Consider the following 21864-nt stretch of genomic DNA (forward strand, 5'->3'; position numbering starts at 1 on the left):
AGGTGGTCCCACGCCTTCCCATTCCGAACAGGACCGTGAAACGCCTCAGCGCCGATGATAGTGCGGGTTCCCGTGTGAAAGTAGGACACCGCCAGACTCCCTTAAGACAAAGCCCAGCTCAAACGAGCTGGGCTTTGTGCATTGGCGCGGCGAAAACTGCGACCGCGACCGTGCCCAACCGACGCGTGCGATGTCAACGTCGACCGACGTCCCCCTTGCGGCCAACCTTGGCCACCTCGCCACCCACCCCATGCCGGCCTGCGGCCGGCCCCCGGATGCGCCTGCGGCTTATGCCGGGCTACTGTTGGCAATGCTGTCATGAAAAAGCCCGCTTGCGCGGGCTTTTGCTTTGAACATCGCCGATCAGGCGCGTTTTAGTCGGGGTTTCAGCAGTGCCAGCGGCGGTGGTAGCAGCTGTTCCGGGGTGCTGAGGCCCAGTGCATAGCGGATGACTTCTTTCTTCACCGGGCCACTGTGGTTGGCCAGTTTCAGGCCCAGGTTACGCGCGAAGCGCAGCGGGCCGCTGTCGTTGCTGAAGCCGTAGCAGAAGGCGTCCATCAGGCGTTGCATGCCGTGGTTGGGCAGCAGGCGGCGGCGCTGGTAGCGTTGCAGTACCGCCAGGCTGGCGATGTCTTCGCCTTGTTGCAGCGCCTGCTCCAGCACCTCGCACAGCGCTTCCACGTCCTGGAAGCCGAGGTTGACACCTTGGCCAGCCAGCGGGTGGATGGTGTGGGCGGCGTCGCCGGCCAGCGCCACGCCGGCGCGTACGTAGTCCTGCGCGTGGCGACGGATCAGCGCGAAGCTGCCGCGGCTGACGACGTGGGTGAGGGTGGGCAGGGCGTCGGGGAATTCGCGGCTGAATGCGGCGATCAGCGCGGTATCGTCCAGCTGTAGCAGCTGTTGTACCTGTTGCGGCTGGTGGTACCACACCAGGGAGGCGTAATCGCCCGGCAGCGGCAGCAGCGATTGCGGGCCGTTAGGGGTGAAGCGCTGCCAGGTGATGTCGCGCTCGCCACCCTGGATGCCGACCGTGGCGACGAAGGCGTGCATCGGGTATTCGTGGCTGTTGAGGCCGATGCTGGCGGCGTCGCGCACTTGCGAGCGCGCGCCGTCGGCGCCGATCACCAGGCGGGCGACAAAGCTGCGGCCGCTGGCCAGCTCGATGCGGCTGCCGCCGGCCTGGATGTCCAGCCGCTGGATGCTGTCCGGGCAGATCAGCTGGAGGTTGGCGTGCTGTTGCAGCGCCTGGGTGCAGGCCAGCTGCACGATGCGGTTTTCGATGATGTGGCCCAGGTTGGCCGCGTTCACTTCGCCAGCATCGAACAGGGTGCCGGCGCTACGGTCGTTTTCCCATACCTGCATGCGCTGGTAGGGTGCGCTGCGCATGGCTTCGATGTGCGGCCAGGCGCCGATGCGCTCCAGCAGCGCGCGCGAGGCGGGGCTGATGGCGGACACGCGCAGGTCGGGCGGGCTGTCGGGGTCGAAGGCGGGCGGGGCCTGCTGTTCCAGCACGGCGATGTTCAGGCCGCTGTGGCCCAGCCGGGCAGCGATGGCGGTACCCACCATGCCGCCGCCCACGATGAAGATATCTACATGTTCGACCATAAAACCCCCGATGGCATGCCGGCGCGGCCGGCAAGAAAGCGGCTACTGTAGCAGCGCACCCTGCGGCCAACCTTGGCCTGCGTCAATCATGGGTGGCCGAGCGTGGCTTGCAGGCGCGGGATGATGAAGCTCATGAAGGCCTGGTATTTGCGCGGCAGCGGCTGCTGGTAGGCAAACACCAGGAACACCGGCCAGCCGGCGGCGCGCCAGTCTGGCAGCACTTCGGCCAGGATGCCTTTTTCTACCAGTGGCTGGCCCATATAGCTGGGCAGCAGGCCGATGCCGTGGTGCTGTTTGAGGATGGAGGCCACCACGCTGTACTGGTCTACCGTCAGCGCCGGGCGCAGCTTGATGGTGGTTTGCTGCTCCTCGCGCTCCAGCCGCCATTCTTCGCCCTGCTCGCTGTAGTAGGCGTTGCTGATCAGGCGGTGTACCTGCAGGTCGTCCAGCGTGTGCGGGCTGCCGTGTTCGGCCAGGTAGCCGGGCGAGGCGTACAGTTTTTCCCATACCAGGCCCACCGGGCGCGCTACCAGGCGGTCGTCGTGCACGTTGCGGGTACGCAGGCAGAAGTCCAGCCCTTCCACCACCGGGTCCACCACGCGGTTTTCCACTTGCAGGCGGATCTGTAGCTCGGGGAATTCGCTGGCCAGCTCGGCCAGCAGCGGGCCCAGCAGCTGCTGCGCCAGGCCGGCAGAACAGCCGATGCGCAGCGGGCCTTCTACCTTGTCTTTGCTTTCCTCGATATCGGTGCGGATGCCGGACAGCAGCAGGCGCAGCTTTTCGGCGTGGCGCGCCAGGCGCTGGCCGCTTTCGGTCAGCACCACGCGGCGGGTGTTGCGCAGCACCAGCACGGTGCCCAGCTCTTGTTCCAGCTCCTTGATCAGCTGGCTGACGCGGCTTTTGGCGCAGCCCAGGTCGTTGGCGGCAGCGGTAAAGCTGAGGCAGCGGGCAAGGGCGTCAAAGGCCAGGAGGGCGTCTGGCGGCAGGCTGGGCGTGGCTTTCATGTCAGGGCACAAGCGCGGTATCGGGCCTGCCAGTGTATCACCGTGCTTGCAATAATTGCGTAGCAAGGCGCTGGCCCAGCGTGGCGATGGCGGCGTCCAGCGCCGGGGTGAACGGTTGGCCGCAATTGATGCGCAGGCAGTGGCCAAAGCGCGGCTCGGCCGAAAACGCCATGCCCGGCGCAAAGCTGATGCCGTCGGCCAGCGCCGCCTGCAGCAAGGCGGTGGTGTCGCTGTCCGGCGGGCACTCCACCCACAGCAGCATGCCGCCTTGCGGCTTGCGGATGCGGGTGCCCTTGGGAAAGTGGCGCAGCACCGCGTCGGCGGTGGCGTGCATCTGGCTGGCTAGCTGCTGGCGGATGCGGGCGCTGGTGCGCTGGTAGTCGCGGCTTTCCAGTACCTCGGCCAGTACCGCCTGCAATAGCGGCGACACCGCCAGCGTGCTGCTGGCCTGCAGCTGGGCCAGCGCGGCGTGGTGACGGCCGGCGGCTACCCAGCCCAGGCGCAGCGACGGCGCGTAGCTCTTGGTGAACGAGGCGCAGTAGATCACGTCGTCGTGACGGTCCCAGGCCTTGATTGGCGTGGGGCGTTCGTTGCCGTAGTAGAGGTCACCGAACACGTCGTCTTCGATCAGCGTCAGGCCGTACTGGCTGGCCAGCTGCAGCAGGCGCTTCTTGTGCTCATCCGGCATCAGCGCGCCGGTGGGGTTCTGGAAGTGCGGCACGCATACCAGGCACTTCACCGCCGGGCCGTGGCGCAGCGCAAACTCCAGCGCTTCCAGCGACAGGCCGGCGTCCGGCGTGCAGGGGATCTCCAGCGCCTTCAGCCCCAGCCCCTGCAGCGTTTGCAGCAGGCCGAAGTAGACCGGGGTTTCCACCGCCACCGTGTCGCCGGGGCGGGTGAGGTGGCGTAGCGCCAGGCTGATGCCCTCGGTAATGCCGTGGCAGGGCAGGATGCCGTCCACTGGTAACGATAGCCCGCGTTCGGTGGCCACTTGCTGCAAGCCCAGGCACAGGCGGCGCTGGATGTCGCCCGGCAGGTGGGCGCCGATCAGCGCTGGCTGGCGTGTCAGCGTGGCTTGCAGCCGGCGCGCCAGCTCGGCCGACGGGTATAGCACCGGCGACGCCTCGGCCATGTGCAGCTGCCACTGGATGCGGGCATCGCCCAGCTGCAGCAGCGTGGACATGCGGCTTTTGAGGTCTACCAGCGCAGCGGCGGCCGGCAGCGGTGTGCTACGCGCGTTGCCGGCCGCCGGGTGCGGCGGCAGCGCGGCAAAGTAGCCGGCGCGCGGCCGGGCGACGACGCGCTGTTGCTGTTCCAGGTGACGGTAGGCGGCCAGCGCGGTCAGCACGTTCACACCGTGCTGGGCGGCCAGCGCGCGTACCGACGGCAGGCGGCTGCCGGGCGGGTAGTGGCCGCTATCCAGTTGTTGCAGCAAGTTGGCCGCAATGCGCTGGTAGATGGCGGGGGAGGCGGTATCGGTCATCGTTCTGTTATATAGAACAGACGCGGCCCGCGCCAGTGTGTTGTAGCCGGCTGTGGCAGGCGGGCCACGCGTTAGCCGCGTACAGTCGCCTTACCGGTGCTGTTCTGCCTGCTGCGTGCGGCGGGCCATACAGCAAGCGGCTGCCCAGACGGCAGCGCAGCCTGCGGGAGTGCTTGACCCGTGGCGGCCTACCCGGAAGCCTTTTGTATGAAAGAACAGCATGCTTAAACATTTACCCCCGTCTACCCTGATCGCCGGTGTACTGACGATTGCCGTCGGCTATACCGGCCCCTTTCTGATCATCGTGCACGCCGCGCAGCAGGCCGGCCTCAGCGCCGCCGAGCTGGCCAGCTGGCTGTGGGCGGTGTCCATCGGCTCCGGCGTGGTGGGCCTGTGGCTGTCGTGGCGCTGGAAGATGCCCATCATTACCGCCTGGTCCACGCCCGGCGCTGCGCTGCTGTTGGCCGCGCTGCCTACGGTGAGCTACCCGGAGGCGGTGGGCGGTTATGTTATCGCTGGCCTGCTGGTCTGGCTGATCGGCATCAGCGGGGCGTTTGATGCGCTGATGAAGCGCTTCCCGCCGGCGCTGGCCGCCGCCTTGCTGGCCGGTATCCTGTTCCGTTTTGTGGCCGAGCTGGTGCCGGCGGTGCGCGAGCACGCGGCGCTGGTGCTGCCGATGGCGCTGATGTTTTTTGTCGGCCGCCGCTTGTGGCCGCGCTACGCGCTGATGGGCGCGCTGGCGCTGGGCGGCGTGTTTCTGGCGGCGACCGGTGGCTTTGCCGCGGCGCCCAGCCTGGCCAGTGCCGCCAGCGGCCCGCTGTGGACCACGCCGGTCTTTACGCTGGCCGGCCTCAGCAATATTGCGCTGCCGTTGGCACTGATTGCGCTGACCGGCCAGTTTCTGCCCGGCATGGCAGTGTTGAAGAACGATGGTTACGACATCCCGGCGCGGGTGCCGGTCAGCGCGCTGGGCGGTGCCTCGCTGCTGCTGGCGCCGTTTGGTTGCCACGGCGTGGTGCTGGCGGCGATCACGGCGGCGATGTGTACCGGCCCCGAAGCCCACCCGGACCGCGCCCAGCGCTGGAAAGCCGGCGTGGTGGCTGCCTGCTGCTACATCCTGGTGGCGCTGTTTGGCGGTGCGCTGGTAGCGCTGCTGCTGGTGCTGCCCAAGGCGCTGGTGATGGCGGCGGCGGCGCTGGCGCTGTTCGGCACGCTAGCCGGTTCGCTGTCGGCAGCGCTGGCCAGCGACACCCAGCGCGAGGCGGCTTTGCTGACCTTTGTGGTGGCCGCGTCGGGGGTGAGCTTTGCCGGCATCGGCGCGCCGCTGTGGGCGCTGCTGGCCGGTGTGGCGGTGAGCCTGCTGCTGCGCTGGCAGCTGCCAAAGTCGGCCAAGAGCGCTACTTCCTGCCGCGAAAGCACGGCCAAACGCTGAAAAGTGGCAATGCTGCCACTGCACAGGCCACATCCGGCGGATGTTGGCCTGTTTTTCTATACAAATAGGCGATTGTATACAAAAATGCTGGCTTCACTGCTCACCACCGGAAGCCACCATGTTCCAGCCCGCCATCTACCAGCAGCGCCGCGACAAGCTTGCTGCCCTGCTGCCCGATAGCCTGATCCTGTTTTTGGGCAATGTTGATTCGCCGATGAACTACCACGACAACATTTTCCCCTTCGTGCAGGACAGCTCGTTCCGCTACTTCTTCGGCCTGAACGAGCCGGGCCTGGCCGGCGTGATGGACACCGCCAGCGGCGACACCACCCTGTTCGGCAACGACCCGGACGTGGCCGACATCGTGTGGACCGGCGAGCTGCCTACGCTGGCCGAACGCGCCGCCCGCGCCCAGGTTGGCCGCAGCCAGCCCTACGCTGATCTGGCGGGCGTGCTGGCAGCTGCCCGCGCCGCCGGCCGCCGCGTGCACTACCTGCAGCCCTACCGTGGCGAAACCGTGCTGGCGCTGGCCGGCTTGCTGGACTGTAGCCCGCAAGCGGCGCAGCAAGGCTACAGCGAGGCGCTGACCCGTGCCGTGGTGAGCCTGCGCGAAATCAAGGGCGAGGAAGAAATCGCCGAGATGGAAGCCGCGCTGGCCGTAACCCGCGACGCCCACCTGGCCGCCATGCGCGCCGCCCGCCCCGGCGTGGTAGAACACGCCATCGTCGGCGAAATGGAAGGCATCGTGCGCCGTCACGACTGGCAGCTGGCCTACCCCAGCATCTTCTCGCGCCGCGGCGAAGTGCTGCACAACCATCACCACAACCAGGTGCTGCAAGCCGGCGACCTGGTGGTCAACGACACCGGCGCCGCCAGCGGCGGTGGCTACGCTAGCGACATTACACGCACCATTCCGGTGGGCGGCAAATTCAGCCCGCGCCAGCGCGAGCTGTACGACACCGTGCTGGCCATGCAGTTGGCTGCCATCGATGCCATCCGCCCCGGCGTTCGCTACCTGGACATCCACAAGCTGTCCGCCCGCGTGATGGTAGAACGCATGAGCGCGCTGGGCTTCTTCCATGGTGACGCCGACGCTATCGTGGAAAGCGGCGCCTACGCCATTGCCTTCCCGCACGGCCTGGGCCACCAGATCGGCATGGACGTGCACGATATGGAAGGCCTGGGTGAAGACCTGGTGGGCTATGGCGACGGCACCGAGCGCAGCCCGCTGTTCGGCCTGGGCTACCTGCGCCTGGGCAAACCGCTCTTGGCCGGCATGGTAATTACCGTGGAGCCGGGCATTTACTTCATTCCGGCGCTGATCGACGCCTGGCAAGCCGAAGGCCGCCACGCGCAGTACATCAACTACGCCCGTTTCAACGAATACCGCGACTTCGGTGGCATCCGCATCGAAGACGACGTGCTGGTCACCGCCGACGGCAGCCGCGTGCTGGGCGAACCCATCGCCAAGACTGCCGACGAAGTCGAGGCCGTCATGGCCGGTTAACCGTGTTTCATCGTGCAATACTCCATCACTCATACCGCCCTCCGGGGCGGTTTTTTTTGCTTATGCTGTGGTATGGATGGCCAGCTTCATAACAAACCGTTACCGATGCTTGCATAAAAAAGCTGTGCATTCCGTGCCGCTGTGCTTAGATGAAAGTACCGGCAAGCAAAGGGGAGTGAGACGGCTTGACCGGCCCCCCCGCCCGCCCCGGGCGGCAAGACAATCCCAGGGTGCCGTGCCCGCAGCCGGCTGCGGCGCCTGCAAAGAGGAGCATCATCATGGACTACCACGCCCTGAATACGGTTACCCTGCCTGCCAATACCGACCTGATCCACGTCGAACAGCGCCCGCAACGCCCGGTGACGCTGAAAAGCCCGGCCACCGAAGTGATGACCGACCTGCGCGTCATCGACCCGATCAGCATCAATGAAGACGCGCTGCTGGATGACGCCCACGCCCGCATGGTGAGCCACGGTATCCGCCTGCTGTTCGTGACCGACGCCGACGGCAGCTTTGCCGGCCTGCTGACCGCCACCGACGTGCTGGGCGAGCGCCCGCTGAAGCAGATCCACGAACACGGCAAGCGCCACCGCGAGATCGTGGTGGGCGACGTGATGACGCCGCGCAAACAGCTGGAAGCGTTGAACCTGGCCGATATCAGCCGCTCCACCGTGGGCCATATCGTGGCCACCATGAAAGACCTGGGTCGCCAGCACGCGCTGGTGGTGGAGCACAACGCGGCCAGCGGCCACTACGAGGTGTGCGGCCTGTTTTCCACCTCTACCATCGCCCGCCGCCTGGGCACCTCGCTGAACTTCGTGCGTGTGCCGAAAGCGTTTTCCGAGATCGAACACGCGCTGATGCACGAAGAGTAAGCGGCAGCCAGCCTCGCCATAGCAACCCGGCCCCGCGCCGTAATTCTAGTGAGTTAAGCGAATATGCTTGGCCATCAAGCAGCAGGACGTGAGTGAAGCGCCCCATCCCGTTGGCGCGAGCCGGCCAAAATGGTGCGTCCCAGGTTTTAAGACGCCGATTTGTTTGAGCTCCGAGCCGTTAGCGAGGAGCGAGTTCGGCGGCGCCTGGGGCGTGCCGTTTTGGCCGGGGTTTCGAGCAGCCCCGGGTTGCGGGGGAATGAAAAGGGGGCGGCAATCCGCCCCCTTTTCCCGTTTGCCGGGCGGAACCGGCATGTAAACATTGTCCGCATCGCGGACACATTAGCACTCCTCAAACACAACAAACCTCCAGCAAAAAAGCTGCCAGTCAGCATTAACTGACTGGCATTAGGCGCCCCGCGCCGGGTTTTGTTTTGCCGGCGGCCAACCCTGCGCCGTTACGACGCGCCGTCGCTGTCGGCGTCCTGCGGCACGGCGGTGGTGTATTTGCAGGTGTTGATCACCACTAGCGATTCGAACTCGCGCACGTGCGGGTTGTTCATCAGGTAGGTGCGGGCAAAGCGTTCGTAGTCGGCCATGTCGCGTACCAGCACCATCAGCACGAAGTCGGGGCGGCCGGTGACGTTGTAGCACTCCATTACCTCGGGCGCGGCCTGCATGCTGGCCTTGAACGCGTCCACCAGCGGCGTTTGCGCCCGCTGCAGCATCACGTTCACCACCAGGCGCAGGCTGCGGCCGAATAGTGCTGGGTCCACCAGCGCCACCTCGCGCCGGATATGGCCGTCGGCGCGCAGCCGTTTCAGGCGGCGGGTGACGGCGGTGGGCGACAGGTTCACCGCCTCGGCCAGCGCGTCGTGGGTCTGGCGCGCATCTTCTTGCAGCAGTGCCAGCAGCTTGCGGTCGTAGTTATCCAGCATGTCAGTTTTCCTGCATTGAATCGGCCAAAGTCGCAGCGTGACTGCGCTGTCGTGCATGATAACGCAGCAGGCGGCGGCGGGGGCTTGCCTACACTGGCGCTATTGTCCTTGCTCCGGAATGCCCGCCATGACCAGCGCCAGCCTCAGCCGCCGCCTTGCGGCCAACCTTGCCGACCTGTCCGCCAGCCGTTGGTTGCCTTATGCGCTGTTTGCCGGGCTGGTGACGATGTGGGCCTATAACTACGTGGTGATGAAGGTGACGCTGCAGGCCACCACGCCGCTGACGCACCTGATCCTGCGCACCAGCATCGGCAGCCTGACGCTGTTTGGCGTATTGCTGGCGCGCGGACGGGCGCTGAAACCGCAGCGGCTGGGCGACGCCGCCAAGGTGGGGCTGATCACCACCTTTGCCTACGGCCTGACGGTGACGCTGGCGCTGGTGGCCGGCGCTGCCGGCCGCACCTCGGTGCTGGTGTTTACCATGCCGTTCTGGGTGGCGCTGCTGTCGCACTGGCTGCTGGGCGAGCCGTTTTCCGCCAATGCCCGCCGCGCGCTGGCAGCCGGTTTTGCCGGCCTGATGCTGATCGTGGCGCCGTGGCAGCTGCACGGCGGCGTGCTGCCGATGCTGCTGGCGGTACTGGCCGGCCTGCTGTGGGCGCTGGGTTCGGTGCTGACCAAACGGGCGGCGCAGAACGGCCCGCTGGACAGCCTGAATTTTTCCGGCTGGCAGGCGCTGATCGGCCTGGCGCCGTTGCCGCTGCTGCTGCCGTTTGCCGACTTTGCCGGCATCCAGTGGTCGGTGCCGTTTGTGCTGGGGCTGGTGTATTCGGGGGTGTTTTCCAGCGCCGTGGGCTGGCTGGCCTGGCTGTGGCTGCTGCGCCGCCTGCCGGCGTCCACCCTCAGTTTCAACGCGCTGGTGATTCCGGTGCTGGCGGTGGGCATGGCCGCCAGCAGCCTGGGCGAGTGGCCGGGCCCGGCCGAGCTGGCCGGCATGCTGCTGATCGGTACCGGCATTTTGCTGATCTCGCGCCGTTAAGCCGCTAAAGCCCTGTGCGTGGCAGGGCCTTGTCGGCAGGCGGGGGCAGGGGCCGGCCTCTATAATGGCCGCAACCTCTACTGTTGCGGCCAACCCGGCTGCCCCGCGCCCCGATGCTCGATCTCTTCTTCATTCGCGATGGCGTGCCCACCGCGCTGCTGCTGCAAGGCAGCTACCGTTTCGACCTGCTGGCACTGTCGGTGCTGGTGGCCGTGCTGTCGTCCATCATGGCCTTGCAGGTGGCCGGCATGGCGCGGCTGGCCAACGGCGCCGTGCTGCGGCAGACGGCGTTCCTCACCGGCTCGTTCTCGCTGGGGGTGGGCATCTGGTCGATGCACTTCATCGGCATGCTGGCCTTCAACCTGTGCACCACCGTCAGCTACGACTACCGGCTGACGCTGCTGTCGATGCTGCCGGCCATTTTTGCGTCCTGGGTCACCCTCAACCTGTTATGGCAGCGCCAGATCACCGGCCTGCAGCTGTTGCTGGGCGGCGTGTTGGTGGGCAGCGGCATCGGCACCATGCACTACAGCGGCATGGCCGCCATGGTGATGGCGCCGCAGCTGCGCTACGACCCGCTGTGGTTTGCCGCGTCCATCGTGGTGGCGGTGGTGCTGGCCATGCTGGCGCTGTGGATACGCTTCGGCCTGCGCCGGCGCGGCACCTTCAGCGCGGTGCAGTCCATCGTGCTGGGCGGCGTGGTGATGGGGCTGGCCATTGCCGGCATGCACTACACCGGCATGGCGGCGGCGCGTTTCATCGGCTACCCCGACCCGTCGGGCACGCCGCTGCAGGGAGACAATACCTACCTGGCGCTGGCCATTGCGCTGTTCACGCTCACGGCCGGCGTGTTCGTGCTGGCCGGTAACGCCATGCTGCGCTACCGCCAGCTGTTTGCGCAGATGCAGCAGAACGAGGCCGAGCTGCGCGCGGTGGTGGATACCGCGGTGGACGGCATCATCACCATCGATAGCCGCGGCCACATCCTGGCGCTGAACCAGGCCGCCGAGCAGATGTTCGGTTGGACCGCCAGCGAGCTGATCGGCCACAACATCAACCAGCTGATGCCCGACCCCTATCGTTCCGGCCACGACGGCTACCTGGCGCACTACCTGGCTACCGGCGACGCCCGCGTGATCGGCGTGGGGCGCGAGGTGATGGCGCAGCGCCGCGACGGCAGCGTGTTTCCGATCCGGCTGGCGGTAGGCCGCGCCCAGTATGGTGACCAAGTGCGTTTCATTGGCTTTGTCACTGACATTAGCGAGCGCACCCAGCTGGCGCGCGAGCTGCAAGCGCGCGAAACCCAGTACCGCACGCTGATCGCCAACATGCCCGGCGTGGCGTTCCGCAGCAAAGTGGACGCCGACTGGAGCAAGCTGTTCATCAGCCACGCCATCACCGCGCTTACTGGCTGGGAGCGCGAGCTGTTCCTGAACGGTAGCCTCAGCATGGTCAGCATCATCCACCCCGACGACCTGGCCCGCGTGCGCGACACGGTAGACAGTGCGCTGCGCGAGCACCGTTCCTACGTGGTGGAATACCGCATCTTTCACCGCGATGGCGGCGAGCGCTGGGTATCGGAAAGCGCCGGCGGCGTGTATGACATGGACGACAGCGCGCAGTGGATAGACGGCGTGATCGTGGACATCACCGACAGCAAGGCGCGCACCGCCGAGCACGAAGGCGTGGTGGCCGCCATCCGCCACGCCATGGCGGTGCTGGAGTTCGACCTGCACGGTTGCATCCTCGACGCCAACGACAACTTCCTGCAGCTGGTGGGTTACCGGCTGGACGCGCTGCGCGGCCAACATCACCGCCGGCTGTGCCGGCCGGACGAGGCCGATAGCCAGGCCTACCGCGACTTCTGGGCCGCGCTGCAGCGCGGCGAGTTCCACAGTGGCGAGTTCTGCCGCCTGCGCGCCGACGGCAGTGAGGTATGGATCCAGGCCACTTACAACCCCATCCTCGACGCCGACGGCAAGCCGTGGAAGATCGTCAAGCTGGCCAGCGACCTTACCCCGCGCAAGCGCATGGAGCGCGAGCTGGTGGAAGCGCGCGACCGCGCCGAGCATGCCGCGCAGGCCAAGGGCATGTTCCTGGCCAATATGAGCCACGAAATCCGCACCCCGATGAACGCCATCATCGGCTTTACCGAGCTGCTGCAGGGCACGGCGCTGGACCCGCAGCAGGCGCGCCACCTGCGTACCGTGCACGACGCCGCCCACTCGCTGCTGCGCCTGCTCAACGACATCCTCGACACCGCCAAGCTGGAGCGCGGTGCGCTGGCGCTGGAGTGGCACGATTTCTCGCTGTACACGCTGTGCGAGCAACTGGTGGGTACCTTCGCGCTGCAAGCCGCCAGCAAAGGCCTGCAGCTGCAGCTGGATTACGCCGCCGACTGCCCGCACGCCTTCCACGGCGACGCGCTGCGTGTGCGGCAGATTCTCACCAACCTGCTGGGCAACGCCGTCAAGTTCACCGAGCGCGGCAGCGTTACGCTGTCGGTACGCCAGCACGGCGGCCAACTGCAGCTGACGGTGCGCGATACCGGTATCGGCATTGCCGCCGACCGCCTGGACAGCATCTTCGCCCCGTTCACCCAGGCCGACGCCAGCATGGCGCGCCGCTTTGGCGGCACCGGCCTTGGCACCGCCATCGCCCGCCAGCTGGTGGAGCTGATGCAAGGCCAGATCACGGTACAAAGCCGGCTGGGCGAAGGTAGCTGCTTTAGCGTGACGCTGCCGTTGCCGGCTGCACAGGCGGTGCTGCCGGCATTGGCTGCTGGTGTTGACGAGGTGGCCAGCCTGCCGCCGTTGCGTATCCTGGCGGTGGACGACGTGGCAGAAAACCTGGAGCTGCTGCAGCTGGTGCTAGCGCGGCACGGCCACCAGGTGGTCACCGCCGCTGGCGGCGCCGACGCCGTGGCCGCCTACTGCAGCCAGCCCTTCGACCTGGTGCTGATGGACGTGCAGATGGCCGGCGTGGATGGCCTGGAAGCCACCCGTCGCATCCGCCAGTGGGAAGCCACCCGCCAACTGGCGACGGTGCCGGTGATTGCGCTTACCGCCAGCGTGCTCAGCCAGGACCGCGAAGACGCCGAGGCCGCCGGCATGAACGGCTTTGCCACCAAGCCGGTGGACCCGCCGGCGCTGCTGGCCGAAATGGCGCGCGTGCTGGGCCTGGCCCAGGTAACCGTGGCCAGCCATGGTGCTGGCGGGCAAGATATCGACCTGGACGCTGCCATTGCACTCTGGGGCAGCCAGGACAAGGTACAGGCGCGCTGGCGCCGGCTGCTGGCCGACTACCACGACGTGGCCGCGCAGTTGGCCGCACAGCCTGCCGAAGCGCGCGCGGCATTGGCCCACCGCCTGCGTGGTGCGGCGGCCAACCTTGGCCTGCGTCGTGTCGCCGCTGCGGCGGCCGCGCTGGAGCACGGCGACGGCGACATCGCCCGGCTGGCGGACGGCTTGACCGCCGCCCTGCAGGCGGTGGCCGCGGCCTTGCCGGGCGCTGTCGATACCGACGTGGCCCCGGCCGCCGACACGCCGGCCGCGCTGCTACACGCCCAAGAGGCCGCCGCGTTGCTGGACAAGCTGCAACAGGCTTGCGAGCATGGCGAGCTCGACGACGCCAGCCTGGTCGCGCTGCAAGCCGTGTGGCCACACCCCTTGTTGCCCGCCTTGCAGCAGGCGCTGGACGAATTCGATTTTGATGCGGCGTTGCAGACGCTGGCGCAGCTGCGCCAGGCGGCAGCGCAGACAAGGTAGACGCCATGCCCCCCACCGACACCCGCCCGCTATTACTGCTGGTTGACGACGAGCCCACCAACCTGCAGGTACTGCGCCACATCCTGCAGGACGCTTACCGGCTGCAGTTTGCCCGCGATGGCGACAAGGCGCTGCAACTGGCGCAGCGCGAACAGCCGGCGCTGATCCTGCTGGACGTGATGATGCCGGGCATGACCGGGCTGGAAGCGTGCCGCCGGCTGAAGGCCGACCCGGCCACGGCGCGCATTCCGGTGATTTTCGTTACCGCGCTGTCCGACAGCCACGCCGAGAGCGAAGGCTTTGCCGCCGGCGCGGTGGACTACATCACCAAGCCGGTCAGCCCGCCCATCGTGCTGGCGCGGGTGCGTACCCACTTGTCGCTGGTGCGGGTGGAGGAATTGCGCGAGACGCGGCTGCAGATCATTCGCCGCCTGGGCCGCGCCGCCGAATTCAAAGACAACGAAACCGGCCTGCACGTGATCCGCATGAGCCACTACGCGCGCGAGCTAGCGTTGGCCGCCGGCCAGCCCGAGGCCTGGGCCGACGAGCTGCTGGACGCGGCGCCGATGCACGATATCGGCAAGATCGGCATTCCCGACGCCATCCTGCAAAAGCCCGGCAAACTGGACGCCGACGAGTGGCGCATCATGCAGACCCACGCCGAAATCGGCGCCCGCATCATGGGCGACGACCGCTCCAGCCTGCTGCAGATGGCGGCCACCATCGCGCACTGCCACCACGAACGCTGGGACGGCAGCGGCTACCCGCAAGGCCTGGCTGGCGAGGCCATCCCGTTGGCCGCCCGCATCGTGGCCATTGCCGACGTGTTCGACGCGCTGACCAGCGTGCGGCCGTACAAGGCAGCGTGGACGATAGAAGCGGCGCTGGCGCACATCGCCGCCGAAGCCGGCAAGCACTTCGACCCGGCGCTGGTGGCGCATTTTCTGGCTATTGAGCCGGTGCTGCGGCAGATCCAGGCGCGCTGGGCCGAGTAGGCCCGCAAAAAAACGGCCCTCTGACGCGGTAATGCCAGTCAGTTAACGCTGACTGGCGTTTTTTGGTTAGGGGGTTGTTGCGCTGAAGTACGCTAGTGTGTCCGCTATGCGGACGATGATTAAATGCCGGTTCCGCCCGTGACTGAGCGAGGCAAGCGCAGCGTCGCGAGGGAATAGGACGGGAAAGGGGGCGGATTGCCGCCCCCTTTTCATTCCCCCGCAACCCGGGGCTGCTCGAAACCCCGTCCAAAATGGCACGCCCCAGGCGCCGCCGAACTCACCCCTCACTAACGGCTCGGGGCTCAAACAAATCGGCGTCTTGCGCGTGCGAATCTCCGATTCGCTCAGCACAACCCTGGGGCGCACCATTTTGCCCGGCTCGCGCCAACGGGATGGGGCGCTTCACTCACGTCCTGCTACTTGCAAACCAAGCACATTCGCTTAACTGGCTGGTATTACGCTGACGCTGGCAAAAAAGCGCAAGGGCTGCCGGCATTGCCGGCAGCCCTTGCACGTGTTGGGGCCGCTACGTGTCAGCGCTTACCGGCGGCTTGTTCGCGGCGGCGTTTGGCTTCTTCCAGCAGGTACACCTGGTAGTCGTCGAGGTCGCCTTCGAAGTCGCTGACCCCGCCGCGCGAGACCAGCCAGAACTCGTCGCAGACGGCGCGCAGCAGCGCGCGGTCATGGCTGACCAGCATTACCGAGCCTTCGAACTCGTTCAGCGCCACGCTCAGCGCTTCGCGGGTGGCGAGGTCCAGGTGGTTGGTCGGTTCATCCAGCAGCAGCAGGTTGGGGCGCAGCCACACGATCATGCACAGCACCAGGCGCGCTTTTTCGCCGCCGCTCATGCTGCCCACCGGCTGCTTGACCATGTCGCCGCTGAAGTTGAAGGTGCCCAGGAAGTTGCGCAGGCCTTGCTCGCGGCAGTCGGCTGCCGGCGGGCGCAGCGCGGCAGGGGTGTCGCGCGCCAGGCGCAGCATGTGTTGCAGCGGGTCGTCTTCCGGGCGCAGCACGTCCAGCTCCTGCTGCGAAAAGTAGCCAATGCTCAGGCCCTTGCCGCGGATGACTTCGCCGCTGACCGGGCGCAGCGCCTCGGCCACGGTTTTCACCAGCGTGGATTTGCCCTGGCCGTTGGCACCGAGGATGCCGATGCGCTGGCCGGCCAGCACCGAGCGGCGTACGCCTTGTACGATCACTGTCGGCGGCGTGCCGGCCGGCGCGTCGTCCGCCGCCGGGTAGCCGAAGGCGGCTTCGTTCAGCGTCAGCATCGGGTTGGGCAGGCTGGATGGCTCTTTGAATTCGAACTGGAATTCGGCGTCGGCCAGCACCGGCGCAATCTTTTCCATGCGCTCCAGCGCCTTCACCCGGCTTTGCGCCTGTTTGGCCTTGCTGGCCTTGGCCTTGAAGCGGTCGATGAACTTCTGCAGGTGGGCGATCTTTTCCTGCTGCTTGGCCTGTGCGGCCTGCTGCAGCACCATCTGCTCGGCGCGCATGTCTTCAAACTTGCTGTAGTTGCCGCCGTAGCGCACCAGCCGGCCGTGGTCGATGTGCAGCGTGACGTTGGTGATGGCGTCCAGGAATTCGCGGTCGTGGCTGATTACCACCAGCGTGCCGGCGTATTGTTTCAGCCAGGCTTCCAGCCACACCAAGGCGTCCAGATCCAGGTGGTTGGTAGGTTCGTCCAGCAGCAGCAGGTCGGACGGGCACATCAGGGCACGGGCCAGCTGCAGGCGCATGCGCCAGCCGCCGGAAAAGCTGTTTACCGGGCGCTGCAGCTCGGCCACGCTGAAGCCCAGGCCCAGGATCAGCGCCTGGGCACGGGCGGCGGCGTCGTGGGCGCCGGCGTCGTTCAGCGCGGTGTAGGCGTGCGCCATGCGCATGTAGTCGTCGCCGGCTTCGGCTGCTGCTACTTCCTGCTGCGCGGCCAGCAGCGCGGTATCGCCTTCCACCACGAAGTCGGTGGCGCTTTGCGCGGTTTCCGGCATGTCCTGCGCCACTTGCGCCATGCGCCATTGCGCCGGGATGTGAAAGTCGCCGCCGTCTTCGTGCAGGCTGCCGTTGAGCACGGCAAACAGCGACGATTTGCCGGCGCCGTTGCGGCCAACCAGGCCCACTTTTTCACCCGGGTTCAGGGTAACGGTGGCGCCATCCAGCAACAGCTTGCTGCCGCGACGCAGTACGACGTTTTTGAGTGTGATCATGAATGCAGCCGCCAGGCGACCCGAAAAGGTAAAGCCGCACTGGCGCAGGGCCGGGTAACGACAGGGGGCGGCCAGGGTTGGCCGCCGTGCAGCGCTGCCCGTCACAGGCAGCAGGGCGGCATGGTACCACGGGCGGGTGTCAGCCCGCCGGCGCCCGTGCCAGCAGCCATTGCTGCACGGTGGCGACGCCGGGCGGGCCGTCCGGCCGCATGGCCAGCGCGTAGGCAAAACCGTTGCCAAACGGCGGCCCCAGCGGCGCCAGTACGCGGCCGCTGGCCAGCTCGTCGTGCAGCAGCGTCACGTCGCCCAGCGTGACGCCAAAGCCTTGCACCGCGGCGTTCATGGCCTGGTCCAGGGTGTCGAACACCGTGCCGCGGCGGTAGTCCACCGTGCTTTCCTGGCGCTGTGCCAGCCATTGCCGCCAGTCGCGTTTGTCCAGCGACGGGTGCAGCAGCGGGAAGTGCGCCAGGTCGGCGGCCTGCTGCAATGGTTGGCCGCAACGCGCCAGCAGCTCGGGGGCGACTACCGGCGTCAGCTGTTCGCGAAACAGCAGCGTATCCAGCGCGCCCAGCGCTGTATGCGGCTTGTACACCACCGCCAGGTCGAAGTCTTCGCGGGCGAAGTTCACATCGTGGTCGTGGCTGCTGCACAGCTGGATGGGGATGTCGGGGTGCTGGCCGTTGAAGTCGCGCAGCGCCGCCAGCAGCCAGCGCACCACGCAGCTGGGCGCCTTGATGTTGACCGGCGTGCTCAGCATGGCGGTGGCGTCCAGGCCTTGCTCCAGCACGCCGAAGGCGCGCTGCACGTAGCCGTGCAGCATTTCGCCACGCGGCGTCAGCCGCAGGCTGCGTGCAAAGCGGTGGAACAGCTCGTAGCCCAGATGCGCTTCCAGCAGCGCCACCTGCTTGCTGACCGCGCCCTGGGTCAGGCACAGCTCGTTGGCGGCACGGGTGAAGCTTTGGTGGCGGGCGGCTGCGTCGAACACCGATAGCGCGTACAGCGGCAGGGTGGGGCGGGGCATGGCGGCTCCATGACTGAGAAATACTCGGCCATGATATGCCTACAAATCGTTTGTCGCATAGTGCGGGCTACGGTTGAATGGCGGCACAACATCACACACCCGAGTCGCGCCATGCACACCCCGTTCACCCCGCAGTCCAAGCTGCCCCACGTGGGCACCACCATTTTCACCGTCATCGGCCAGTTGGCCGCGCAACACCAGGCCATCAACCTGTCGCAGGGTGCGCCCAACTTTGCTTGCAGCGACACGCTGGTGCGCTACGCACACGAGGCGATGCAGGCCGGGCACAACCAGTATGCGCCGATGAGCGGCCTGCCGGCGCTGCGCGAGGCCATCGCCGCCAAGGTGGCCACCCTGTACGGCCAGCATTACCACCCGGACAGCGAGGTGACGGTGATGGCCAGCGCCAGCGAGGCGCTGTTTTCGGCGATAACGGCGCTGGTGCACCCGGGCGACGAGGTGATCGTGTTCGAGCCGGCGTTCGACAGCTACATCCCGATGATCGAGCTGCAAGGCGCGCGCGCCGTGGTGGTGAAGCTGGCCGCGCCCGACTTTGCCATCCCGTGGGACGAGGTGGCCGCGCGCATCACGCCGCGTACCCGCATGATGGTGCTGAACACGCCGCACAACCCCACCGGCACCGTGCTGGGCGCCGCCGACGCCGCCCGCCTGCAGGCGCTGACCGCCGGCACCGACATCGTCATCCTGTCGGACGAGGTGTACGAGCACGTGGTGTTCGACGGCCAGCTGCACCACAGCATGAGCCGCTACCCGGCGCTGGCCGAGCGCGCCGTGGTGGTGACCTCGTTCGGCAAGACCTTCCATGTGACAGGCTGGCGCGTCGGCTACTGCCTGGCGCCGGCGGCGCTGATGGACGAGATCCACAAGGTGCACCAGTTCGCCATGTTTGCCGCCGACACGCCGATGCAGCACGCGCTGGCGCGGCTGATGGCCGAACCCGAGCACTACCTGGGCCTGGCTGCCTTCTACCAGCGCAAGCGCGACCTGCTGGTGTCGGCGCTGGCCGGCAGCCGCCTGCAGCTGTTGCCCAGCCACGGCAGCTTCTTCCTGCTGGCGGGCTACGGCCACCTGTCGGACGAGCCCGACAGCCAGCTGGTGCAGCGCCTGATTACCGAACACGGCGTGGCCACTATTCCGGTGTCGGCCTTCTACGGCGACGGCACCGACCAGCGCCTGATCCGCCTGTCGTTCGCCAAAGACGACGCCACCCTGCTGGCCGGCGCCGAGCGCCTGTGCCGGCTGTAAGGAGCGTGCGATGAGCCATACCTTTACCGCCGCCGCCATCCAGCTGGTGTCCGGCGACGATCTGGCGGCCAACCTGGCCCGCGCCGAAGCCTGGGTGGCCGAGGCCACCGCCGCCGGCGCGCAGCTGGTGGCGCTGCCGGAATACTTTTACCTGATGCCGGAGCACGACAGCGCCCGGCTGGCGCTGGCCGAGCCGTTCGGCCACGGCCCGCTGCAGCAGCGCATGGCGGCGCTGGCCGCCCGCCACGGCGTGTGGCTGCTGGCCGGTACCCTGCCGTTGCAGGGCAGCCAGCCGCAGCGCTTTCATAACAGCAGCCTGCTGTACGGCCCGCAGGGCCAGTGCGTGGCGCGCTACGACAAACTGCACCTGTTCGGCTTTGACGACGGCCACGAGCGCTACGCCGAGGCCGACACCATGCAGCCCGGCGACGCCATCACCAGCGCCGACACGCCGTGGGGCAGCCTGCGGCTGTCGGTATGCTACGACCTGCGCTTTCCCGAGCTGTACCGCCAGGCGCCGGCGCCGGTGCTGATCAGCGTACCGGCCGCCTTTACCCACACCACCGGGCAAGCACACTGGGAACTGCTGCTGCGCGCCCGCGCCGTCGAAAACCTGGCCTTCGTCATCGCCCCCGGCCAGGGCGGCGTTCACCCCGGCGGCAAACGCACCTTTGGCCACAGCATGATCATCGACCCCTGGGGCCAGGTTCTGGCCTGCCACGCCGCGGGCGAGGGCATGGCGGTGGCCACACTCGATACCCACAGGCAACAGACCTGGCGCACGCGCCTGCCGGCCTTGCAGCACCGTCGCTTCACCAGCCCTTCCTTCATTGCTACCCAGGAGAAACCATGAACCGCCCACTTGCCCTTGCTGCCCTGCTGTTGTCGCCCCTGCTGGTACAGGCGGCCGAACCGCTGCGCATCGCCACCGACGCCACCTACCCGCCGTTCGAATACGTTGATACCGCCGGCAAGGTAGCCGGTTTCGAGGTGGATTTTGCCTACGCCGTGTGCAAGGCGATGCAAACCCCGTGTGAGGTGGTAAACCAGCCGTGGGACGGGCTGATCCCCGGCCTGCAGGCCAAGAAGTACGATGCCATCATGTCGTCGATGAACATCACCGACGAGCGCCGCAAGGTGGTGGCGTTCAGCAAGGTGTACTACCTGATGCAGAACCGCTTCGTGGCGCGCAAAGGCGTGGCGCTGACGCCAGACCTGGCCGGCAAGGTGATTGCAGTGCAAACCGGCACCCCGCAAGACCGCTTTGTTACCCAGCAGTACAAGCAGGCCACGGTAAAACGCTACGTCAACGCGCAAGACCCGATGCTGGAGCTGACCGCCGGCCGCGCCGACTTCACCTTCGGCAACACCGTGCAGCTGCAGAAGGGCTTTCTGGATACGCCTAACGGCAAGGCATTTGCCTTTACCGGCCCGCTGTTTGACGGCCGCAAGGACAAGGTGCTGGGCGAAGGCGTCGCCGTGGCGCTGCGCAAGCAGGACAGTGCGCTGAAGGCCCGCTTCGACCAGGCCATCGACCAGGTGAAGCAGAGCGGCGAATACGCGGCGCTGCTGAAGAAGCACAATCTGGCCGGTTTGCTGGCGGACTGAGCCGGTGCGGCGTGGCCGCCGAACCACAGCCTGGCGGCACGCTGCAAAAAATAATTTGCTGCAAAATTAAAAGGTGCTAAGGTAGCAGCACTGTATGAAAGTGCAGTGTTGATACGGATACGTCAGTCGGGCGCGGCATTTATGCCGTGCCCGTTTCCTTTTGTGGCCGCCGGCGCCGCCCGCCGGCATAGCGCATCCACCAGCCACGGCACGTCGGGTGCCACGCTGCCGTCGTCCGGCAGGATGAAGTGGTAGCCCTGCAGCGCCACCGCCTGCGGCAACGTTTGTACCAGCGCGCCGCTGGCCAGTTCGCCGGCCACCAGCAAGGGGTTGGCCAGCGCGATGCCCTTGTGCGCCAGGCAAGCGTCCAGCGTCTGGTCGGCGCTGAAATACACCGTTTGCGGCTGCAGCCGTACGTGCACCCCGTGTGCGGCCAACCATAGTTGCCACCAGTCGCCATCGTCTTCGTGGATCAGCGTGTGCTGCAGCAGGTCGCTCACTTGCTGGGGGGCCGGGTGGCTGGCCAGATAGGCCGGCGTGCACACGGCAAACACTGGCGGCAGCGCCAGCGTGTGGTAGTAGCCGGGCAGATGAGCGATGTCGTCGGCCACCAGGCCCAGGTCGGCGTCGCCGGGGCGCAGCCGGCTGAAGGTGGCGTGCGGCTCGATGGCCAGCCGCAGGCCGGGGCGCTCGGCCAGCAGGCCATCCAGCAACGGCGCCAGCCAGCGCCGCGCCAGGCCCGGCACCACCATCAGCCGCAGCCGCCCCCCGCCTTGCAGCTGCTGGCTGGCGGCGGCCAACTCGTCCAGCAAGCGGCTGGCGGTGGCCAGATACTGCGTGCCGGCGGCGGTGGTGGCCACGCCGCGTGCGTTGCGCTGGAACAGCGCCACCCCCAGCCAGTCTTCCAGCTGCCGCACATGGCGGCCGATGGCCGGCTGTGTGACGTTGAGCTCGCGCGCGGCAGCGACAAAGCTGCCCAGCCGGGCGGCGGCCTCAAAGGCGCGAACACTGTTAAGCGGTGGCAGGCGGCGGGCCATGGTGGCTCCAGCTGTTAAATTAATTAACACAAGGTAGCAAAAAGCGTGTCTTGCCGGTAGCGCACTGCCGTCGCCACACTGTGGCCATACTT

Annotated in this window: 16 protein-coding genes; 9 read left to right on the forward strand and 7 right to left on the reverse strand. The window is 67.1% G+C overall.

The annotated features are described in order from the left end of the window. Nucleotides 1-363 precede the first annotated feature (363 nt). From ACK4FZ_RS13990 to ACK4FZ_RS14000, 3 genes are all read right to left on the reverse strand, one after another. The gene (locus tag ACK4FZ_RS13990; protein ID WP_409821864.1) at nt 364-1605 is read right to left on the reverse strand and encodes an FAD-dependent monooxygenase; all 1242 of its coding nucleotides are present in this window, start codon (nt 1603-1605) and stop codon (nt 364-366) included. A gap of 86 nt (nt 1606-1691) precedes the next feature. Then, nucleotides 1692-2609: a LysR family transcriptional regulator gene (locus ACK4FZ_RS13995; RefSeq protein WP_144373870.1), complete on the reverse strand. Its 918-nt coding sequence runs from the start codon at nt 2607-2609 to the stop codon at nt 1692-1694. Between the two features lie 37 nt (nt 2610-2646). Beyond that, the gene (locus ACK4FZ_RS14000; protein ID WP_409821866.1) at nt 2647-4092 is read right to left on the reverse strand and encodes a PLP-dependent aminotransferase family protein; all 1446 of its coding nucleotides are present in this window, start codon (nt 4090-4092) and stop codon (nt 2647-2649) included. Between the two features lie 220 nt (nt 4093-4312). On the opposite strand from ACK4FZ_RS14000, the gene ACK4FZ_RS14005 reads away from it, so the two are divergent. The 3 genes from ACK4FZ_RS14005 to ACK4FZ_RS14015 all read left to right on the forward strand — a co-directional run bounded on the left by ACK4FZ_RS14005 (nt 4313) and on the right by ACK4FZ_RS14015 (nt 7906). After that, entirely contained in the window at nt 4313-5524 is a 1212-nt protein-coding gene (locus ACK4FZ_RS14005; RefSeq protein ID WP_409821868.1) for a benzoate/H(+) symporter BenE family transporter, read from the forward strand. A 118-nt stretch (nt 5525-5642) separates the two neighbouring features. Continuing rightward, nucleotides 5643-7031 (forward strand): aminopeptidase P family protein, encoded by a 1389-nt coding sequence (locus ACK4FZ_RS14010; RefSeq protein WP_409821870.1) that lies wholly within the window; start codon nt 5643-5645, stop codon nt 7029-7031. 278 nt (nt 7032-7309) lie between these two features. Then, entirely contained in the window at nt 7310-7906 is a 597-nt protein-coding gene (locus ACK4FZ_RS14015) for a CBS domain-containing protein (protein ID WP_144373874.1), read from the forward strand. 455 nt (nt 7907-8361) lie between these two features. Here the strand turns inward: ACK4FZ_RS14015 and ACK4FZ_RS14020 are convergent, their stop codons facing one another. After that, on the reverse strand, nt 8362-8841 hold the full coding sequence (locus ACK4FZ_RS14020; protein ID WP_409821872.1) for an Lrp/AsnC family transcriptional regulator: 480 nt from the start codon (nt 8839-8841) through the stop codon (nt 8362-8364). 127 nt (nt 8842-8968) lie between these two features. Between ACK4FZ_RS14020 and ACK4FZ_RS14025 the strand changes: the two genes are divergently transcribed. From ACK4FZ_RS14025 to ACK4FZ_RS14035, 3 genes are all read left to right on the forward strand, one after another. Then, a complete protein-coding gene (locus ACK4FZ_RS14025; protein WP_409821874.1) occupies nt 8969-9877 on the forward strand; it encodes a DMT family transporter in 909 nt (302 codons plus the stop codon). A 113-nt stretch (nt 9878-9990) separates the two neighbouring features. Further along, nucleotides 9991-13644 (forward strand): PAS domain S-box protein, encoded by a 3654-nt coding sequence (locus tag ACK4FZ_RS14030; RefSeq protein WP_409821875.1) that lies wholly within the window; start codon nt 9991-9993, stop codon nt 13642-13644. A gap of 5 nt (nt 13645-13649) precedes the next feature. Further along, the gene (locus ACK4FZ_RS14035; protein ID WP_409821877.1) at nt 13650-14639 is read left to right on the forward strand and encodes a two-component system response regulator; all 990 of its coding nucleotides are present in this window, start codon (nt 13650-13652) and stop codon (nt 14637-14639) included. A 533-nt stretch (nt 14640-15172) separates the two neighbouring features. Here the strand turns inward: ACK4FZ_RS14035 and ACK4FZ_RS14040 are convergent. After that, entirely contained in the window at nt 15173-16840 is a 1668-nt protein-coding gene (locus ACK4FZ_RS14040) for an ABC-F family ATP-binding cassette domain-containing protein (protein ID WP_409821879.1), read from the reverse strand. A 139-nt stretch (nt 16841-16979) separates the two neighbouring features. Continuing rightward, complete coding sequence (locus ACK4FZ_RS14045) at nt 16980-17861, reverse strand: LysR substrate-binding domain-containing protein (protein WP_409821880.1); 882 nt, start codon at nt 17859-17861, stop codon at nt 16980-16982. 111 nt (nt 17862-17972) lie between these two features. On the opposite strand from ACK4FZ_RS14045, the gene ACK4FZ_RS14050 reads away from it, so the two are divergent. The 3 genes from ACK4FZ_RS14050 to ACK4FZ_RS14060 are packed head-to-tail and all read left to right on the forward strand — an operon-like array spanning nt 17973 to nt 20735. Beyond that, the gene (locus ACK4FZ_RS14050) at nt 17973-19127 is read left to right on the forward strand and encodes a methionine aminotransferase (RefSeq protein WP_409821882.1); all 1155 of its coding nucleotides are present in this window, start codon (nt 17973-17975) and stop codon (nt 19125-19127) included. Between the two features lie 10 nt (nt 19128-19137). Continuing rightward, a complete protein-coding gene (locus ACK4FZ_RS14055) occupies nt 19138-19980 on the forward strand; it encodes a carbon-nitrogen hydrolase family protein (protein WP_409821884.1) in 843 nt (280 codons plus the stop codon). Next, the gene (locus ACK4FZ_RS14060; RefSeq protein ID WP_409821886.1) at nt 19977-20735 is read left to right on the forward strand and encodes a transporter substrate-binding domain-containing protein; all 759 of its coding nucleotides are present in this window, start codon (nt 19977-19979) and stop codon (nt 20733-20735) included. Before ACK4FZ_RS14055 ends, ACK4FZ_RS14060 begins: the two co-directional genes overlap by 4 nt. 122 nt (nt 20736-20857) lie before the next feature. On the opposite strand, the gene ACK4FZ_RS14065 is transcribed toward ACK4FZ_RS14060, so the two are convergent. Beyond that, a complete protein-coding gene (locus tag ACK4FZ_RS14065) occupies nt 20858-21772 on the reverse strand; it encodes a LysR substrate-binding domain-containing protein (protein ID WP_409821888.1) in 915 nt (304 codons plus the stop codon). Nucleotides 21773-21864 lie beyond the last annotated feature (92 nt).

Source organism: Vogesella sp., from assembly GCF_046297735.1.
GTDB classification, from domain to species: domain Bacteria; phylum Pseudomonadota; class Gammaproteobacteria; order Burkholderiales; family Chromobacteriaceae; genus Vogesella; species Vogesella urethralis.

Excerpts from the sequence above, each read along its gene's own strand:
- ACK4FZ_RS13990 (WP_409821864.1), bottom strand. The coding sequence starts at position 1,605 with ATGGTCGAACATGTAGATATCTTCATCGTGGGCGGCGGCATGGTGGGT.
- ACK4FZ_RS13995 (WP_144373870.1), bottom strand. The coding sequence starts at position 2,609 with ATGAAAGCCACGCCCAGCCTGCCGCCAGACGCCCTCCTGGCCTTTGAC.
- ACK4FZ_RS14000 (WP_409821866.1), bottom strand. The coding sequence starts at position 4,092 with ATGACCGATACCGCCTCCCCCGCCATCTACCAGCGCATTGCGGCCAAC.
- ACK4FZ_RS14005 (WP_409821868.1), top strand. The coding sequence starts at position 4,313 with ATGCTTAAACATTTACCCCCGTCTACCCTGATCGCCGGTGTACTGACG.
- ACK4FZ_RS14010 (WP_409821870.1), top strand. The coding sequence starts at position 5,643 with ATGTTCCAGCCCGCCATCTACCAGCAGCGCCGCGACAAGCTTGCTGCC.
- ACK4FZ_RS14015 (WP_144373874.1), top strand. The coding sequence starts at position 7,310 with ATGGACTACCACGCCCTGAATACGGTTACCCTGCCTGCCAATACCGAC.
- ACK4FZ_RS14020 (WP_409821872.1), bottom strand. The coding sequence starts at position 8,841 with ATGCTGGATAACTACGACCGCAAGCTGCTGGCACTGCTGCAAGAAGAT.
- ACK4FZ_RS14025 (WP_409821874.1), top strand. The coding sequence starts at position 8,969 with ATGACCAGCGCCAGCCTCAGCCGCCGCCTTGCGGCCAACCTTGCCGAC.
- ACK4FZ_RS14030 (WP_409821875.1), top strand. The coding sequence starts at position 9,991 with ATGCTCGATCTCTTCTTCATTCGCGATGGCGTGCCCACCGCGCTGCTG.
- ACK4FZ_RS14035 (WP_409821877.1), top strand. The coding sequence starts at position 13,650 with ATGCCCCCCACCGACACCCGCCCGCTATTACTGCTGGTTGACGACGAG.
- ACK4FZ_RS14040 (WP_409821879.1), bottom strand. The coding sequence starts at position 16,840 with ATGATCACACTCAAAAACGTCGTACTGCGTCGCGGCAGCAAGCTGTTG.
- ACK4FZ_RS14045 (WP_409821880.1), bottom strand. The coding sequence starts at position 17,861 with ATGCCCCGCCCCACCCTGCCGCTGTACGCGCTATCGGTGTTCGACGCA.
- ACK4FZ_RS14050 (WP_409821882.1), top strand. The coding sequence starts at position 17,973 with ATGCACACCCCGTTCACCCCGCAGTCCAAGCTGCCCCACGTGGGCACC.
- ACK4FZ_RS14055 (WP_409821884.1), top strand. The coding sequence starts at position 19,138 with ATGAGCCATACCTTTACCGCCGCCGCCATCCAGCTGGTGTCCGGCGAC.
- ACK4FZ_RS14060 (WP_409821886.1), top strand. The coding sequence starts at position 19,977 with ATGAACCGCCCACTTGCCCTTGCTGCCCTGCTGTTGTCGCCCCTGCTG.
- ACK4FZ_RS14065 (WP_409821888.1), bottom strand. The coding sequence starts at position 21,772 with ATGGCCCGCCGCCTGCCACCGCTTAACAGTGTTCGCGCCTTTGAGGCC.